Source organism: Pseudomonas sp. SMSB3 (genome assembly GCF_052041965.1).
Classification (GTDB): Bacteria; Pseudomonadota; Gammaproteobacteria; order Pseudomonadales; family Pseudomonadaceae; genus Aquipseudomonas.
Genome location: NZ_JBKGGV010000011.1, coordinates 152,418 through 167,949, shown reverse-complemented (window position 1 = coordinate 167,949; position 15,532 = coordinate 152,418). Strand labels below are relative to the sequence as shown.

Annotated in this window: 13 protein-coding genes and 1 pseudogene; 6 read left to right on the top strand and 8 right to left on the bottom strand. The window is 62.9% G+C overall.

The window, feature by feature from the left end:
* Both ACLEJW_RS18310 and ACLEJW_RS18305 read right to left on the bottom strand, forming a co-directional pair.
* Window positions 1–209: hypothetical protein (locus ACLEJW_RS18310; protein ID WP_440778006.1), on the bottom strand; the 209-nt coding region annotated here is incomplete at its 3' end.
* Complete coding sequence (locus tag ACLEJW_RS18305; protein ID WP_313302383.1) at window positions 206–466, bottom strand: DUF2798 domain-containing protein; 261 nt, start codon at window positions 464–466, stop codon at window positions 206–208. The genes ACLEJW_RS18305 and ACLEJW_RS18310, both read right to left, overlap by 4 nt.
* 117 nt (window positions 467–583) lie before the next feature.
* On the opposite strand from ACLEJW_RS18305, the gene ACLEJW_RS18300 reads away from it, so the two are divergent.
* On the top strand, window positions 584–1,513 hold the full coding sequence (locus ACLEJW_RS18300) for a LysR substrate-binding domain-containing protein (protein WP_440778005.1): 930 nt from the start codon (window positions 584–586) through the stop codon (window positions 1,511–1,513).
* A gap of 44 nt (window positions 1,514–1,557) precedes the next feature.
* Here the strand turns inward: ACLEJW_RS18300 and ACLEJW_RS18295 are convergent, their stop codons facing one another.
* The 3 genes from ACLEJW_RS18295 to ACLEJW_RS18285 all read right to left on the bottom strand — a co-directional run bounded on the left by ACLEJW_RS18295 (window position 1,558) and on the right by ACLEJW_RS18285 (window position 3,925).
* Entirely contained in the window at window positions 1,558–2,823 is a 1,266-nt protein-coding gene (locus tag ACLEJW_RS18295; RefSeq protein WP_440778004.1) for an OmpP1/FadL family transporter, read from the bottom strand.
* Window positions 2,824–2,969: 146 nt separating this feature from the next.
* A complete protein-coding gene (locus tag ACLEJW_RS18290; protein WP_145193347.1) occupies window positions 2,970–3,452 on the bottom strand; it encodes a hypothetical protein in 483 nt (160 codons plus the stop codon).
* Window positions 3,453–3,700: 248 nt separating this feature from the next.
* Window positions 3,701–3,925 (bottom strand): hypothetical protein, encoded by a 225-nt coding sequence (locus ACLEJW_RS18285; protein WP_145193382.1) that lies wholly within the window; start codon window positions 3,923–3,925, stop codon window positions 3,701–3,703.
* Window positions 3,926–4,871: 946 nt separating this feature from the next.
* Between ACLEJW_RS18285 and ACLEJW_RS18280 the strand changes: the two genes are divergently transcribed.
* Complete coding sequence (locus ACLEJW_RS18280; protein ID WP_313302393.1) at window positions 4,872–5,231, top strand: sel1 repeat family protein; 360 nt, start codon at window positions 4,872–4,874, stop codon at window positions 5,229–5,231.
* Between the two features lie 153 nt (window positions 5,232–5,384).
* Entirely contained in the window at window positions 5,385–6,758 is a 1,374-nt protein-coding gene (gene rmuC / locus ACLEJW_RS18275; RefSeq protein WP_313460062.1) for a DNA recombination protein RmuC, read from the top strand.
* Here rmuC and ACLEJW_RS18270 read toward each other — a convergent pair.
* Window positions 6,730–10,206: a PAS domain-containing hybrid sensor histidine kinase/response regulator gene (locus tag ACLEJW_RS18270; RefSeq protein WP_313460040.1), complete on the bottom strand. Its 3,477-nt coding sequence runs from the start codon at window positions 10,204–10,206 to the stop codon at window positions 6,730–6,732. The genes rmuC and ACLEJW_RS18270 overlap by 29 nt on opposite strands.
* Window positions 10,207–10,486: 280 nt before the next feature.
* Between ACLEJW_RS18270 and ACLEJW_RS18265 the strand changes: the two genes are divergently transcribed.
* The 3 genes from ACLEJW_RS18265 to ACLEJW_RS18255 all read left to right on the top strand — a co-directional run bounded on the left by ACLEJW_RS18265 (window position 10,487) and on the right by ACLEJW_RS18255 (window position 13,480).
* A complete protein-coding gene (locus tag ACLEJW_RS18265) occupies window positions 10,487–11,218 on the top strand; it encodes a GntR family transcriptional regulator (protein WP_145193355.1) in 732 nt (243 codons plus the stop codon).
* 135 nt (window positions 11,219–11,353) lie between these two features.
* Complete coding sequence (locus tag ACLEJW_RS18260) at window positions 11,354–12,628, top strand: MFS transporter (RefSeq protein WP_145193357.1); 1,275 nt, start codon at window positions 11,354–11,356, stop codon at window positions 12,626–12,628.
* A 21-nt stretch (window positions 12,629–12,649) separates the two neighbouring features.
* Entirely contained in the window at window positions 12,650–13,480 is an 831-nt protein-coding gene (locus ACLEJW_RS18255) for an amidohydrolase family protein (RefSeq protein WP_440778003.1), read from the top strand.
* A gap of 61 nt (window positions 13,481–13,541) precedes the next feature.
* On the opposite strand, the gene ACLEJW_RS18250 is transcribed toward ACLEJW_RS18255, so the two are convergent.
* Together ACLEJW_RS18250 and ACLEJW_RS18245 are read right to left on the bottom strand one after the other, a co-directional pair.
* Window positions 13,542–14,405, bottom strand: a complete 864-nt coding sequence (locus ACLEJW_RS18250) for a methyl-accepting chemotaxis protein (protein ID WP_371921314.1) — start codon at window positions 14,403–14,405, stop codon at window positions 13,542–13,544.
* Window positions 14,397–15,356: pseudogene (locus ACLEJW_RS18245) on the bottom strand (methyl-accepting chemotaxis protein); the annotation flags it as partial. The pseudogene ACLEJW_RS18245 and the gene ACLEJW_RS18250, both read right to left, overlap by 9 nt.
* Between the last annotated feature and the right edge of the window lie 176 nt (window positions 15,357–15,532).

Genomic DNA, 15,532 nt, shown 5'->3' with positions numbered 1-15,532 from the left:
TTTTGCGTTGCCTGAACTATCGCGCGCTTAGAAGCCAAAGCAACAGCAACAGCAACAGCAACAGCAACAGCAACAGCAACAGCAACAGCAAAAGCAAAAGCAACAGCAAAAGCAACAGCAAAAGCAACAGCAAAATCGATGGCGATGGCGATGGCGAAGATTAAAGCTTGATACGCTGCGAAGGCACGGCGCCTGCAGAGTGTTATCAATGCGGATGCACGGTGATAGCCACCAGTTTCATCACTACTGGGCGCACCATCAACACACAAAAAAACGCCACCGGCATCGCCAACTGGTATGCCTTCAATACATTTCCCAGATAGTCCGGATTCACCCCGGCTGTCGCGGCGGTGATCACGAAACACATCAGCAGCGCCATGATCGACGACATGTAGAACGCGAACACATACGGCGTGGCGCCCGCACGCAGTTTACGCCGGTTACGGGTAGTGGACAGATTGCTCATGCGATCTCCTGATCCATTAGGCTGGAGATCGCAGGTTAGCAACCGTTGCACGCCCCCTGTAGACCCGCGCTACTGAGTTCTTTATAAAGAGAAACTTACGAATCCAATAGGCCCGCCATGGATCTGCTCAATGCCATCCGCAGCTTCATCAAGGTCGCCGAAGCCGGCAGCATCGCCGCTGCTGCTCGCAACCTAGGCCTCAGCCCGGCGGCCGTCAGCCAGAACCTCGCGCGTCTCGAAGCACACCTGCAAGTGCGCCTCATCAGTCGCACCACCCGTAGCCTGTCACTGACCCCCGCCGGGACCCAGTACTACGAACGCGTCCGCTACATCGAGCGCGACCTGGCACTCGCCGAACAAGCCATCAGCACACCCGAGGCCGAACCCCAAGGCCGGCTCTGCATAGCCTCCACCTCAGCCTTCGGCCGCCACATCCTGGCGCCCTTGATACCCGCATTCAGCGCCCGCTACCCTGCACTTTCGATAGAGTTGCTAACGACTGATCGCAAAGTCAATCACACACGTGAAGACGTTGACGTCAGTCTGCGCATCACCCCGCAACTCGAAGATCACCTGCTTGCCCGGCGCATCGCCCGTATCCCGTTCACCTGCTGCGCCTCCCCCGGGTACCTCGCCCGCATGGGTATCCCCACCACCCCAGAGCAACTGCGTGAGCACCGCTGCCTGGTGTTCCGCTACCCGGTCGATGGGCGCTTCCTGCGCTGGGGCTTCGTGCGCGACGGCATGCGCTTCGAGGCGCAGTTCGGCAACGTCCTGATCAGCGACGACATCGATGCCCTCACGCAAATGGCCCTCAACGATGGCGGCATCACCCGTCTGGCTGAATTCATCGTCAAACCGCACCTGGCCAGCGGCGCCCTGGTGCCGCTGTTCGAATACCGCGACAGCCGTCAGGTGTATGCCCAGACCGAGCCCATGGACATCTTCCTGTGTGTGGCAGACCGTTTCGCCATGACCGCAAAAGTTCGTGCCTTCATGGACTACCTGCGTGACTGCCTGGGCGAGGAGTGGCGCGTGCAAGCATGAAAAAAACCGCCACGCGGGCGGTTTTTCCGGTACAGCGGTACGGATCAGAAACGATAGGTCAGCGAAGCACCGACGCCGTGGGCGCTGTTCTCGTACTTGGCCTGGTAACGGCCCTTGGTTGCGCTGACCAGGTTGACCTTGGTGTCTTCTTCCCACAGGTAGGAATAGGCCACATCGATGGTCATGTCTTCGCTTGGGCTCCAGCCTGCGCCCAGGCTGAACACTTTGCGATCACCCGTCGGAATGCGCGGGGAGCGATCGGTGTTGTTGGTCGGCGACTGGTCGACGGTGAAGCCGGTGCGCAGTACCCACTCCTTGTTGACCTTGTACGACGCGCCGATGGCGTGCGCCCAAGTGTCATGCCAGTTCTGCTCTTCGGAAATGGTGCCGAACTGCCCCGCCAGTGGCGCCGGGACTTCGTTGTTGACCGTGATGTCCTTCAGGCGGCTCCAGCGTGTCCAGGTGCTGCCTGCATAGAGCGTCCACTGATCATCCAGCTCGTGGGTGACCGAGAGGTCCACCGACTCTGGCGTCTTGATCTTCAGCTTGGCGTCGAACTTGCTGCCGCTGAATGGCCCGATCAAGGCGTTGTTGATCTTGGTGTCGCCCTCGAGCTTGTAGTCGACCATCGAGTGATACGTCAGGCCGACACGCGTACGGTCAGTGGCCTGGACCAGCACGCCAATATTGTAGCCTACGGCGGTGTCATCACCCTTGATCTTCACTTCACCGTCGTTGCGGCCCGGCGTGAATGGGTTGATGGTGTTGGAACCCAACTCACCTTTGATGCGGTTGATGGTCGGACCGAAGCCGATCGACACCTTGTCATTGAAGGCGTAGCTGACGGTCGGTTGGAAGGTGATGACTTCGACGTGGCTTTTCTTGCCCCAGTAGCGTGCTGCGTCGCCGCTGCCGTAGTCGGTCACCAGGCCGAATGGCACGTAGACGCCGAAACCGACGCTCCAGTGTTCATCGATTGGTTTGACGTAGTAACCCATCGGTACACCGACGACCGGTACCATGTCACCGTCGGTTTCCCCTGGCAGCGGGCTGCTGCCGGCGCCGGAGATATCGGTCTTGGCGATGACGGCAGCGCCCCCTACGGTCATCTGCTGACGCTTGAGCCGGGACATGCCGGCCGGGTTGCCATACACGGTGCTGGCATCTTCGGCAGAGGAAGAACGACCCGCGAAACCTGTCCCCATGCTGCTGATACTTTGTTCATTGAGCGCGAAGCCCGCTGCGAACAGTTGGCTCGAGGCGAGCGCAACGGCTACGCCGAGGGAGGTTTTGAGCATTGCTTTTTTCATTATTAGAAACTCCTTGGGATCTCCGGGGCGAAAAGCTACCAACAAATCACGCGCTGCGCTATAGCCTGGATCACAGGAGATAGAGCGGTTTTGTAGGACAATCCGACCATAATTCCATTTTTAACGGCAACGTTGTAGGAAGCTTCTTAAGATGCCTGTGGTAATTTCTGTTCTATGCAGGCATGCCAGGCACCCGTGAAGTCGCGCAGGCGCCCTTGCGGATGGAAAATCTGCCGCCAGATCCGCGCCAGCCCAAGCAAGTCGTCGGCCGCTGGCAGCACCGTCATCTGCTGCTCGATGAGCATCCAGGCGATGGCAGTGGAGTACCGCAGGTTCACCGTCAGTTCCAGGTGCGGGCCGCCAAGAAAGGCATGCTGGCTGGCCAGGCCGCGGACCAGGCTGGCAAGGTCCGGATCATGGGCCAGAAATTGATCCCATACTGCTTGGTGCCGATGCTCGCCGATGCGGTACAGGCCATGGCCGCGGCGGTCGTGCAGCGCTGAGCCAAGCGCAGACTGGCTGGCCGCGATGCCCAGCAATAGGGCCTCGGCACTGGCACAGTGACGATTGAGGTAGACCAGGGTTGGTCGAATCACATACTGACACAATTCACTAGCCGCAATACCCATGATGGCCTCGAGCGATGAGGTACCGACGGGCGCTGGAGCTTGGCAGCTGGTGAGTGTTCAGGCCCGCCGGAAGCGGCAAGGGCCGCTCGAGTTGAAGTGTAGTGTGATAATCAGCACGTAAAGAGCTGTTTTTAAATCAATTGCAGCATGCTTCACTGGGCTATATGCCTTGCGGCAATTAGTCCAGGAAGCGCTTGACGGTGAAGGGAAAAGGCCATTCAGGCAGCGAATACCGCAGTATTCGCTGCTCACGCGGTCAGTGATTGGCGGGTGCGATCGATGACCGCCTGCAATGGCTCCGAGCGGCTGTACTGTTCAGGGTACAAGCGTTCGGTGTGGCAGGCGATGCCGTGCTCGTCCACCAGGGTAAAACTGAAGCTGCCTTTGCGAGGCGCGACGATAAGGCACTTCAACGGCGAGAAGGCCTGGGATAGGGTGCCAATGGCAGCCTGAATTTGATGATGAGTATGCATGTTGTTTGGAGGTTCCTGCTTGAACACGGAGGATGTGATCCGTGCATGATAGAAACGTTCCAGTGACGTCTTTATTAAGGGACGAGCGAACCTGACTGGAACAGGGCAGCCAGAGGGGGCGCATTCAATAGGTAGGCGCTTGGGCTGACTGGTAGGTACATCAGAAGGCAGGCAACACAACGGGGCCAAGGTTCTAGGCCGTCGGAGTTGAATCCTGATCAATCTGCTCGTGATTCAAGCTTGCACAGCGTGGGCTGGCGAAGGAATCATCAGTGGGCCGGTCCTGGTTTCAGCAGCGACCGCTTGGGGGGCGATGGGCTGCAAGGACGTAGTGGCCAGAATTGACTTTCAGCTGGGGTACTAACGAGACGCACCTTACAGAAAACGCCGTGCCAATGCAAGCACTGTGTTTTCTGCGCTGAGCCGAGCAGTATGCCGCGTCTGCTTGGCTCTGTGAAGAGGGGCGGAGGCTGGCTTGGCACGCCGTTCGATTAAACACGGGCGATGGCGTGAGCGCCCAGCGGGCAGTTGTCAACATCCGCGAGCTCAGTTGTATCGGCACGGCAACAGCTCGGACAGCACTCGCCAATGACTTGACTGGTGGTTTAAGTCAATGAAAAAAAACACTATTTTTTGCTGGTGAAAAAATCGTCAGTTTGACTGTAGGCCCCGTTATTCGGGGCTTTGCGGGCGCAATGAGGGTGTTGTCCACCGAGTTATCCACAGGAACTGTGGATTGTCCGGGGCGCTTGCTCTAGTGCGGGCGCGCCAGCCTCTCGAGGAACTGTCCGGCGATTATTGCGCACTGGTCGACCGTGCGGTCAGTGATGACAAAACGTCAAGAAAAGATCATTTAAAATTTTTTCCATGTTGGCCACCTTGGGTAGGTCAGGTTTGAAAAAAAGAGTAGAGTGGCGCGCTTTTCCAGCTGCCAACCCAGTCGGTCATGAAATTTCGTGGTAAATCGCTCGCCAGCTCCGTAGCTACTCTGCCAGCCCCATCGCCCAAGCGCTTCTCCCTGAAAGTCGCCCTGTGGTTGCTCGACACCCCGCGCCTGGGGGAAAACCAGCAGGTCAAGCACATCGCCGGGCGTCTGCTCAAACAACCTGCACGGCAGGGCGTGGTAGCGGCGCAGAGCCGGTTAGGACAGATGCTGTGCCGCGATTGCGGCAGTGCCCGTGATCGGCGCATTGGCCATGAATTGCTGCGCCAGGCAGCACGCGCTGGCGACCCGCTGGCCCAGCAAGAATATGCGCGGTTGTTCCAGGCCGATGAGCACGACCGGGCGTCCGAGCAAACAGACTGATAAGCTGCACGCACGTGTAGCAGTCTGATCGGGGTAAGCATGGCAGTTGATCTGACCAGCATCGTGCTGGGCTTGGTGGCGGGCGCCTTGCCTTGCCTGGGGTGGGCCTTGCACCTGCAGCGTCGGCACGCCGCCCGGTACAACGAGCAGGCGCTGCTGCAGGAGCGCTTGGGCAGTGCGCAACTGGCCCAGGCCGGTTTGCAGGCGCAACTCGATGCCAGCCGCGACGAAATCAGCGACCTCAGCGAGGCCAATGCGGCCAAGCAGGCGACCCTCGCCGCCCAAGGCCGCGAACTCGAGCTGTTGCAGATCGAGCGCGACAACGCCCGCGATGCCGCCCACGCCTGGCACCTCGAACGCGCTAACCGAGAGGCTGAATTGCGTCGGCTGGAGGCCCAGGCCGCGCGCCTGGAGGCGGAGTTGCGCGAACAGCAGGAAAGCCACCAGCAGCGCCTCGAAGACCTGCAGGAGGCCCGCGACACGCTGCGTGCACAGTTCGCTGACCTGGCCACGAAAATCTTCGATGAACGTGAGCAACGCTTCGCCCAGACCAGCCAGCAGCACCTTGGCCAGTTGCTCGACCCACTCAAGGAGCGCATCCAGGCGTTCGAGAAGCGCGTCGAGGAAAGCTACCAGCAGGAAGCGCGCGAACGCTTCTCGCTGAGCAAGGAGCTTGAGCGCCTGCAGCAGCTGAACCTGCGCCTGTCGGATGAGGCGACCAACCTCACCCAGGCGCTCAAGGGGCAGAAGACCCAAGGCAACTGGGGCGAGCTGATCCTGGAGCGCGTGCTGGAACATGCCGGGCTGGAGAAGGGCCGCGAGTACCGGACCCAGGTCAGCCTCAAGAGCGCCGATGGCGAACGCTTCCAGCCCGATGTGCTGATCATGCTGCCTGGCGACAAGCAGGTGGTAGTCGATGCCAAGGTCAGTCTCACGGCCTACCAGCAGTATGTCAGCAGCAACGACGAAACCGCGCTCAAGCAGCATGTGCAGTCCTTGCGCAACCACGTCAAAGGCTTGTCGAGCAAGGACTACAACCGCCTCGAAGGCCTGCACAGCCTGGACTTCGTGCTGCTGTTCGTGCCCATCGAGGCGGCGTTCTCGGCGGCCTTGCAGGCCGAGCCCAACCTGTTCCAGGAAGCCTTCGACCGGCAGATCGTGATCGTCAGCCCCACCACCTTGCTCGCCACCTTGCGCGTCATCGACAGCTTGTGGAAGCAAGAGCGCCAGGGTCAGAACGCTCGCGAGATCGCTGAGCGGGCAGGCTGGCTGTACGACAAGTTCGTGCTGTTCATCCAGGACCTGGATGAACTGGGCAACCGCCTGCAGCAAGTCGATAAAGCCTATGCGGCGGCGCGCAACAAGCTCTGCGAAGGGCGCGGCAACTTGGTCAGCCGCAGCGAGCAGCTCAAGCTGCTTGGTGCCCGCGCCAGCAAGAGCCTGCCGGCCGAGCTGCTGGAACGGGCACTGAGCGACGATGCCCTGGCGAGCCAGGCGCTCACTGAACCAGACTCAGATGTCGGTTGAGCAAGGCCCGCAGGGCGGCTGGCTTGACCGGCTTGGCTAGGTAGTCCAGGCCCGCGGCATGCACCGTGGCCAGGGTTTCCTTGCTGCCGTCGGCGCTGATCACCACCCCCGGCACGGGCTCGCCCAGCCGCGCACGTAGCCAGCCCATCAGCCCAGTCCCGGTTTCGCCGTCATCGAGGTGAAAGTCCACCAGCGCCAGGTGCGGGCGCATGCCCTGGGCCAGCAAAGCTTCGCATTCGGCCCGGTTGCGCGCGGTCCAGACCTGACAGCCCCAGCGCCTGAGCAGGCTGTTCATGCCGATCAGGATGCTGTCTTCGTTGTCCACGCACAGCACGTGCAAGCCAGCCAGAGGTTGACTCGCCGCCTCCGGCGCGACGGGGGCGGCCACCGCAGCCTGCCTGGCAATCGGCACCTTGACCCGGAACACCGTGCCCTTGCCAGGCCACGAGCGCACCTGCAGGGGATGACCCAGTACCCGGCACAGGCCGTCAGCGATCGCCAGACCCAGGCCCAGGCCTTTTTCGGCACGGGTCTGGTGGCTGTCCAGGCGCTTGAACTCCTGGAAGATGACCTGCAGCTTGTCGTCGGCGATGCCCGGGCCGCGGTCCCACACTTCCAACCACAGATGCTCGCCCTGGCGGCGCACGCCGAGCAGCAGGGGGCTCTTGCCGTAGCGCAGGGCGTTGGTGAGAAAGTTCTGCAGCACCCGCCGCAGCAGCTTCATGTCGCTATCGACGCGTAGCCGGCTGCCGCGCAGGCGGAACTCCAGGTCTTTCTCGGCGGCCAGCACCTTGAACTCGGCGCCCAGGGTGTCGAACAGCTCGTTGAGGGCGAAGGGCTTGGCATCGGGAGTGATCTTGCCGTTTTCCAGGCGCGAGATGTCCAGCAGGTCACTGATCAGCTCCTCGGCCGAGCGCAGTGAGCTGTCCATGTGCTGGACCAGCTGCCGAGCCTCGTCGTTCATGCCTTCGGCCTGCTGCGACAGGGCGGCGGAGAACAGCCGCGCGGCGTTCAACGGCTGCATCAGGTCGTGGCTGACCGCCGCCAGGAAGCGGGTCTTGGACTTGCTCACCGCCTCGGCCTGGCTCTTGGCTTCGGACAGCGCCTGATTGAGCTGCGACAGCTCATGGGTGCGCGCGGCCACGCGCTGTTCCAGCCCTTCATTGGCATCGCGCAACGCCTGCTCGGCCTCGCGGAAAGGGGTGATGTCGGTGAAGCTCATGACGAACCCGCCACCGGGCATCGGGTTGCCGATCAGCTCGATGACCCGGCCGTTGGGGAACAGCCGTTCCGACGAATGCGCACGGCCCTGGCGCATCCAGTGCAGGCGCCGGGCCACGTGGACCTGCGCCTCGCCAGGGCCGCACAAGCCGCGCTCGGCGTTGTAGCGAATGATATCGGCGATCGGCCGTCCGACGCTGATCAGTCCTTCGGGGTAGTTGAACAACTCCAGATAACGGCGGTTCCAGGCCACCAGGTGCAGGTTCTGGTCGACCACGCTGATGCCCTGGTTGATGTTCTCGATGGCGCCCTGCAGCAGCGCGCGGTTGAACTGCAGCACTTCGCTGGCTTCATCGGCGATGCGTACCACGTCTTCGAGCTGCATGTCGCGACCTTCGATAGCGGCCTTGACCACGGCGCGGGTCGATGAGGTGCCGAGCACCCCCGCGAGCAGCCGCTCGGTGTGCTCGATCCAGTCGCCGTCGGCGTTCTGGTTAGGGTTGAAGCCTTTGCCCTGCCGGTAGGCGAAGCGGATGAAGCTCTGTCGCGCACGCTCTTCGCCGACGAAGCGCGAGGCCAGTGTCAGCAGGTCGTCGATCTGCACCGCCAGCAGCGGTTTGCTGCTCGGGTGGGCGCTGGTCTGCTGGCCGATGAAGCGCCCGGCCTGCCAGTGCTCCGATACGCGCGTGCGCGACAGCATCGAAACCCAGGCGAACAAGGTGAAATTGCCGGCGAGCGACAACACCACACCCTGGGTGAGCGGCGTGATCGGCAGGTTCAGCGGGTTGCCATGCAACCAGGCAAGGCCCGGAAACAGCGCCAGCGACAGGCCCAGGCTGTGCGCGATGATCGGCAGCACCAGGGTGTAGAACCACAGGAAAATACCCGCCGTGAGCCCTGCGAACACGCCGCGGCGGTTGGCCTGCTTCCAGTACAGCGCGCCGAGCATGGCCGGGGTCAACTGAGTGACGGCGGCAAAGGCGATCTGGCCGATGGTCGCAAGGCTCGCCGTGGAGCCAAGCAGGCGGTAACTGACGTAGGCCAGCAGCAGGATCACCACGATGGTCACGCGGCGTACCGAAAGCATCCAGTGACGAAACACCTCGAACGGCCGTTCGGCGTTATTGCGCCGCAGCAGCCACGGCAGCAGCATGTCGTTGGAGACCATGGTCGACAGCGCGACGGCTTCGACGATGACCATGCCGGTTGCCGCTGAAGCACCGCCAATGAAGGCCAGCAAGGCCAGGCTCGGATGCGCCTGGGCCAACGGCAGGCTGATGACGAAGGAGTCGGATATCACCGTGCCGGGCAGCAGCATCTGCCCGGCCAGCGCGATCGGCACCACGAACAATGCCGCCAGCGCCAGGTACATCGGAAACACCCAGCGGGCCAGGCGCATGTCCTGTGCTTCGATGTTCTCGACCACGGTGACGTGGAACTGCCGCGGCAGACAGATGATCGCCATCATCGCCACGGCGGTCTGCACCACCATCGACGGCCAGTTGATGGTTTCCTGCCAATAGGTGTCCAGTTGTACCGACTGGCGTGCCTGGGTGAACAGGTCATCGAAGCCGTCGTACAGGTTGAACACCACGAACACGCCGACGGCCAGAAACGCCAGCAGCTTGATCAGCGACTCGAAGGCAATTGCCAGCACCATGCCGCGGTGGTGCTCGGTGACATCCAGGCTGCGCGTGCCGAAGACGATGGCGAACAGCGCCAACACCAGCGACACCACCAGCGCGGTGTCCTGCACGCGGGTGCCCGTGGCGTCGGCATTGGCGCCGATCAGCAGGTTGACGCCGAGCACGATACCCTTGAGCTGCAGGGCGATGTACGGCAGCACGCCGACCAGGCAGATCAGCGCCACCACCACCGCCAGCGACTGCGATTTGCCGTAGCGCGCGGCGATGAAGTCGGCGATCGAGGTGATGTTCTGCTGCTTGCTGATCAACACCATCTTCTGCAGCACCCAAGGGGCGAACAGCAGCAGCAGGATCGGCCCCAGGTAAATCGGCAGAAACGCCCATAGCTGCTCGGCCGCCTGGCCAACCGCCCCGAAGAACGTCCAACTGGTGCAGTACACCGCCAGGGACAGGCTGTACACCCACGCGCGCAGGCGCGGCGGCAGCGGGGTGCTGCGCCGGTCGCCGTAGAAGGCGATGGCGAACATGACGGCCATATAGGCCAGGGCGACCACGGCGATCAGCCCGCTGGACAACGACATGCAATCTCCGCAGCTATAAAGGTCACCTGCAAATGGGTCAGCGGCCCACCAGCCATTGGCAGCAGTCTGGCATGCAGACGGCGGTTAGTCAGCGCCGACGTTGGTCGCAGTGGCAGGTCGTCGCAGGCGCTGCGCCGGCAGGTCAAGGCCACGCATGCCGATCGTACCATCGCGTGTTTGATAGCAAAGCGACAGCCGGAGGATTGACAGCCTGTCGGGCACGGGGAATACTCTGGAAAAATTCATATATATGTCTATATAACAATATGAGAGTCGCCCCATGCCCCCACTGTCCGGTGATGCTCGACTGCCACGCTATCAACAACTGCGCGATCACCTGATCGAGCAAATCGCCAACAATCGTTGGCGCCCGGGCGAAGCCATCGCCACCGAGGCCGCGTTGGCCACCGAGTTCGACATGTCGGTCGGCACGGTGCGCAAGGCGGTCGATGCACTGGTCGCCGAAGGGGTGCTGGAGCGCCAGCAGGGCCGCGGTACCTTCATTCGTCGCCCGCAATTCCAGTCGTCATTGTTCCGCTTCTTCCGTTTCGAAAGTGCCAGCGGCGAGCGGCTCGTGCCGCAGAGCCGCATCCTGTCCATCGAAGCGGTCGTGGCGCCGTCAGCCGTTGCCCAGGCGTTGAGCTTGGCAGCCGGGGCCGAAGTGATCCGCATCGTGCGCACCCGATTGCTGGAAGCGCAACCGGTGCTGGCTGAGGAGATCTGGCTGCCGCGCCAGCCTTTCCAGGCACTGCTGGAGGTAGACCTGGACAGTCACGGCCCGCTGCTTTACCCCATTTTCGAGGCGTTGTGCGGCCAAGTGGTCGCCCATGCCGAAGAAACCCTCACCGCCGAGGCGGTCGATGCCGTCCACGGGCGCTTGCTCCAGGTCGCCCCAGGCAGCCCGGTGGTGGTGATCGAACGCCTGGCCCGTGACTACGCCGGCAAACCCCTGGAATGGCGCCGCTCGCGAGGCCATGCCCAGCACTTCCGGTACCGCGTCGAGATTCGCTGAGCCGGCCACCGGCCTTTCGCATTCACCTGTCTGCGCCGTTCTGCCACGGCGCAGTGGCTTCGCCTGCCCGGTTGCCTGCGCGCCTCGCGCCGTTGGACACCGTGCGTAACACACACAACTAGAAGGATAACAATCATGTTCAGTTGGTATCGCCAGATCACTTCACGGGAGCGCAAGACGTTCTGGGCCTGTTTTGGCGGCTGGTCGCTCGACGCGCTGGAAGTGCAGATGTTCGGCCTGGCCATTCCGGCGTTGATCGCCGCGTTCTCCCTGAGCAAAGGCGATGCCGGTCTGATCAGTGGCGTGACCCTGATCACCTCGGCCATCGGTGGCTGGCTCGGTGGCACCCTGTCGGACCGTTACGGCCGCGTGCGCACGCTGCAATGGATGATCCTCTGGTTCTCCTGCTTCACCTTCCTATCGGCTTTCGTCACCGGCTTCTATCCGCTGCTGTTCGTCAAGGCCATGCAGGGCTTCGGCATCGGCGGCGAGTGGGCGGCTGGCGCGGTGTTGATGGCCGAAACCATCAACCCGAAATACCGCGGCAAGGTCATGGGCACCGTGCAGAGCGCCTGGGCCGTGGGCTGGGGCCTGGCGGTGGCGCTGTTCACCTTGATCTACTCGCTGGTGCCGGCTGAATATGCCTGGCGCGTGATGTTCTTCGTCGGCCTGTTGCCATCGCTGCTGATCATCTGGGTGCGCCGTAACGTTCCTGAACCGGACAGCTTCCAGCGCCTGCAGAAAGACAAGGCGATTCCTGGCAGTTTCTTCAAGTCCATGGCCGGCATCTTCCGCCCGGAGCTGCTGCGCGTGACGCTGCTCGGCGGCCTGCTGGGCCTGGGCGCGCACGGCGGTTACCACGCCGTGATGACCTGGCTGCCGACCTTCCTCAAGACCGAACGCAATCTGTCGGTGCTCAACTCCGGCGGCTACCTGGCGGTGATCATCTTCGCCTTCTGGTGCGGCTGCGTGGTCAGCGGCCTGCTCATCGACCGCATCGGCCGGCGCAAGAACATCCTGTTGTTCGCCCTGTGCTGTGTGCTGACGGTGCAGGCTTACGTGTTCTTCCCGCTGAGCAACACGCAGATGCTGTTCCTGGGCTTCCCGTTGGGCTTCTTCGCCGCAGGCATCCCGGCAAGCCTGGGGGCGTTCTTCAATGAGCTGTATCCGGCGGATGTACGCGGGGCAGGGGTGGGTTTTTGCTACAACTTCGGCCGTGTGCTGTCGGCGGTGTTCCCGTTCCTGGTCGGCCACATGAGCGAATCGATGTCGCTGGGTAGCGCCATCGGCATCGACGCCGGTATCGCCTATGGCGTGGCCATGCTCGCCGCGCTGTGCCTGCCGGAAACCCGTGGCCGCGACCTCGAGGCCACTGCCGCGCCGCATGTGGCTGGCGCTGTTGCCAAGTAACCTGACTGCCTTGTGAAAACCATGCCCGACGCTCCTGCTTCACACCTGACCGCCATCGACAGCCACGCCCATGTGTTCAGCCGCGGGCTGGAACTGGCCACTGGACGGCGTTACGCGCCCAGCTACGATGCGCCCCTGGGCGATTACCTGGCGCAGTTGCAGGCGCACGGTTTCAGCCATGGCGTGCTGGTGCAACCGAGCTTTCTCGGCACCGACAACCGCTATTTGCTCAGTGCATTGCAGAGCGCGCCGGCCAACCTGCGTGGGGTGGTGATGCTCGAGCCTGACGTCGAGCCCGAAAGCCTGGCCGCGATGGCCAGCCTCGGGGTGCGCGGGGTGCGCCTGAACCTGATGGGCCAAGCGCTGCCCGACCTCACCGAGCCCCACTGGCGGCCGCTGCTCGAGCGTATCGGCGAGCAGGGCTGGCATGTCGAGCTGCATCGCCAGGTGGCCGATATGCCAACTTTGGTACGGGCGCTGGAGCCCTATGGCCTGGACATCGTGGTCGACCACTTCGGCCGGCCAGACGCGCGCCTCGGGCTGGGCCAGCCAGGTTTTGCCGAACTGCTGACCCTTGGCGGCAAGGGCAAGGTCTGGGTCAAGGTGTCGGGTATCTACCGCCTGGAAGGCACCGCGCAGCAGAACCTCGTCTTCGCCCGCCAGGCCCTGGGGGCGCTGGAGGCGCATTACGGTGCAGAGCGGCTGATGTGGGGCAGTGACTGGCCGCATACCCAGCATGAGGCCGCAGTCAGTTTCGGCTCGGTGCTCGAGCAGTTCGACGCGCTGGGTTGCTCGGCCGAGTTGCGCCGCGCGCTGATGCGGGAGACAGCCCAGGCGCTGTTCGGCTTCTAGAGCGAGGCCCTGCCCGGGTCGGCACCACGGCCGGCGCGGGCAGGGCGTGTCTCAGCGCTGCCTAGAAGCGAAAGCGGCTGATCATCTGCTGCAATTGGCCGCCCAGACGCGCCAGCTCGACGCTTGAGGCCGAGGTCTGCTGGCTGGCTTCGGCCGTCTGTTCGGAAATATCACGCACCGTCACTACGCTGCGGCTGATCTCCTCGGCCACCGCGCTTTGTTGCTCTGACGCAGCGGCGATCTGCTGGTTCATCAGCTGAATGTTCGATACCCGCTGGGTGATGCCTTCGAGCGCCACGCCGGCTTCGCGCACCAGCGCGACGCTGCTTTGCGTCAGGTTCTGGCTTTGCTCCATCAAGTCGCTGACCGAGCGGGTGCCGTCTTCCAGGCTACCGATGGCCGATTCGATCTCCAGGGTCGAGGCCTGGGTGCGTTGCGCCAGGCTACGCACTTCATCGGCGACCACGGCAAAGCCGCGACCGGCTTCACCGGCACGGGCAGCTTCGATGGCGGCATTGAGCGCCAACAGGTTGGTCTGCTCGGCAACCGCCTTGATCACATCCATGACCTTGCCGATACGCTGGCTCTCGCTGCGCAGCGCGCCCATCGCCTCGCCGGTGGCATCGACCTGGCTGGCCAGGCGGCTGATCTGCGCCACGGCGCGATTGACCACGCTGTCACCCTCGCGGGCTTCTTCATCGGTGGCGCTGGCGGCCGCCGACGCTTCGCCTGCGTTGCGCGCCACCTCGTGCACGGTGGCGGCCATTTCCTGCATGGCGGTGGCCACCTGGTCGGTTTCGACCTTTTGATTGTTGGCCCCGGCGCTGGTCTGCTCGGTGATCGCCGACAGTTCCTCGGTAGCGCTGGCGATCTGCGAGATGCCATCGCGGACCTGGGCGATCAGCTCGCGCAGGTTGCGCGTCATGCCCTGCAGGGCATTCTGCAACTGACCGACTTCGTCGCGCCGACGGCTGGCCGGTTGCTCACTTAAGTCGCCCGCGGCGACCCGTTCCATGGCTTGCAGCACCTGGCGCAGGGGCTGGCTGATCTGTCGGGCGATGAGCAGCGCCGCCGCAGCGCCGATCACCAGGGCGAGCAAGGTGGTGGCGATCTGCAGCGAGCGCGCGAACTGGCTGTCGCTGGCCACCAGGGTTGCCTGGTCGTCGAGCAACTGGCCGATCACGGCGTTGAGCGCGTCGATGTCCTTGGCCATGGCGGCGCGGTAATCGACCAGATGACCCACTTCGCCACGGAAAGCCTCGACGGCACTGGCGTAGGCCTGCACCTGCTGCTGCAACTGCTGGAACTGCTGCGGAAAATTGCCGTTGAAGCGGGCGATCAGGCCGGGCAGGTCGTCGACCGTGGTAGCGATCTGCGCGTTCATCAGGCGTTCGGTTTCGGCAGTGGTATTACCGGTGTAGCCACGTACGTGATAACGCAGCAGGATCAGGTTTTCGCGTATCTGGTTGATCGCTTCGCTGCGCACCACCCGTTGTTCGGCATCGGTCAACGCACGCACCTGGGTGCGAATCTGCTCGATGGTGGCGAACGACTGGGTCGCCAGCACGCCCATCTGCTTCTGTGCCGTGCGCATCTTTTCATAGGCGCCGAAGCTTGCCGCCTGGTTGGCGCTGTAGCCTTGCAGGGCTTGCTCGGCATTGCTCAGCAGCGCCTGGGAGCGTGGCTTGACCATCACCTCGCGCAGCTTGGCCAGGGTCGGCTTGAAAGCTTCCAGTGCCGCCTGCAGCTGCTTGGCTTCATCAGCGCCGCCGTTGGCCATGGCATGGCGCAAGCGTGCCTCGCGCAGGTCGCCCAGTGCGTCATTCAGGCGCGAGACATCGCTGACCACCTGACTGCGCCGGACCAGGCTGCCCATGCCATCCCAGCTGATCAGCGACTGAGCCAGGGTCAGGCACAGCACCAGGCCGAAACCCATGAACAGTTTGTGGGCGATCTTGAGGTCGCCGAACCAGGTAAACATATACTGCCGAGCTCCTTTTCTTATGCGTTGGAGGAGACCTGAGGTCCATCCCTTCTGTCAGATATAGTCGT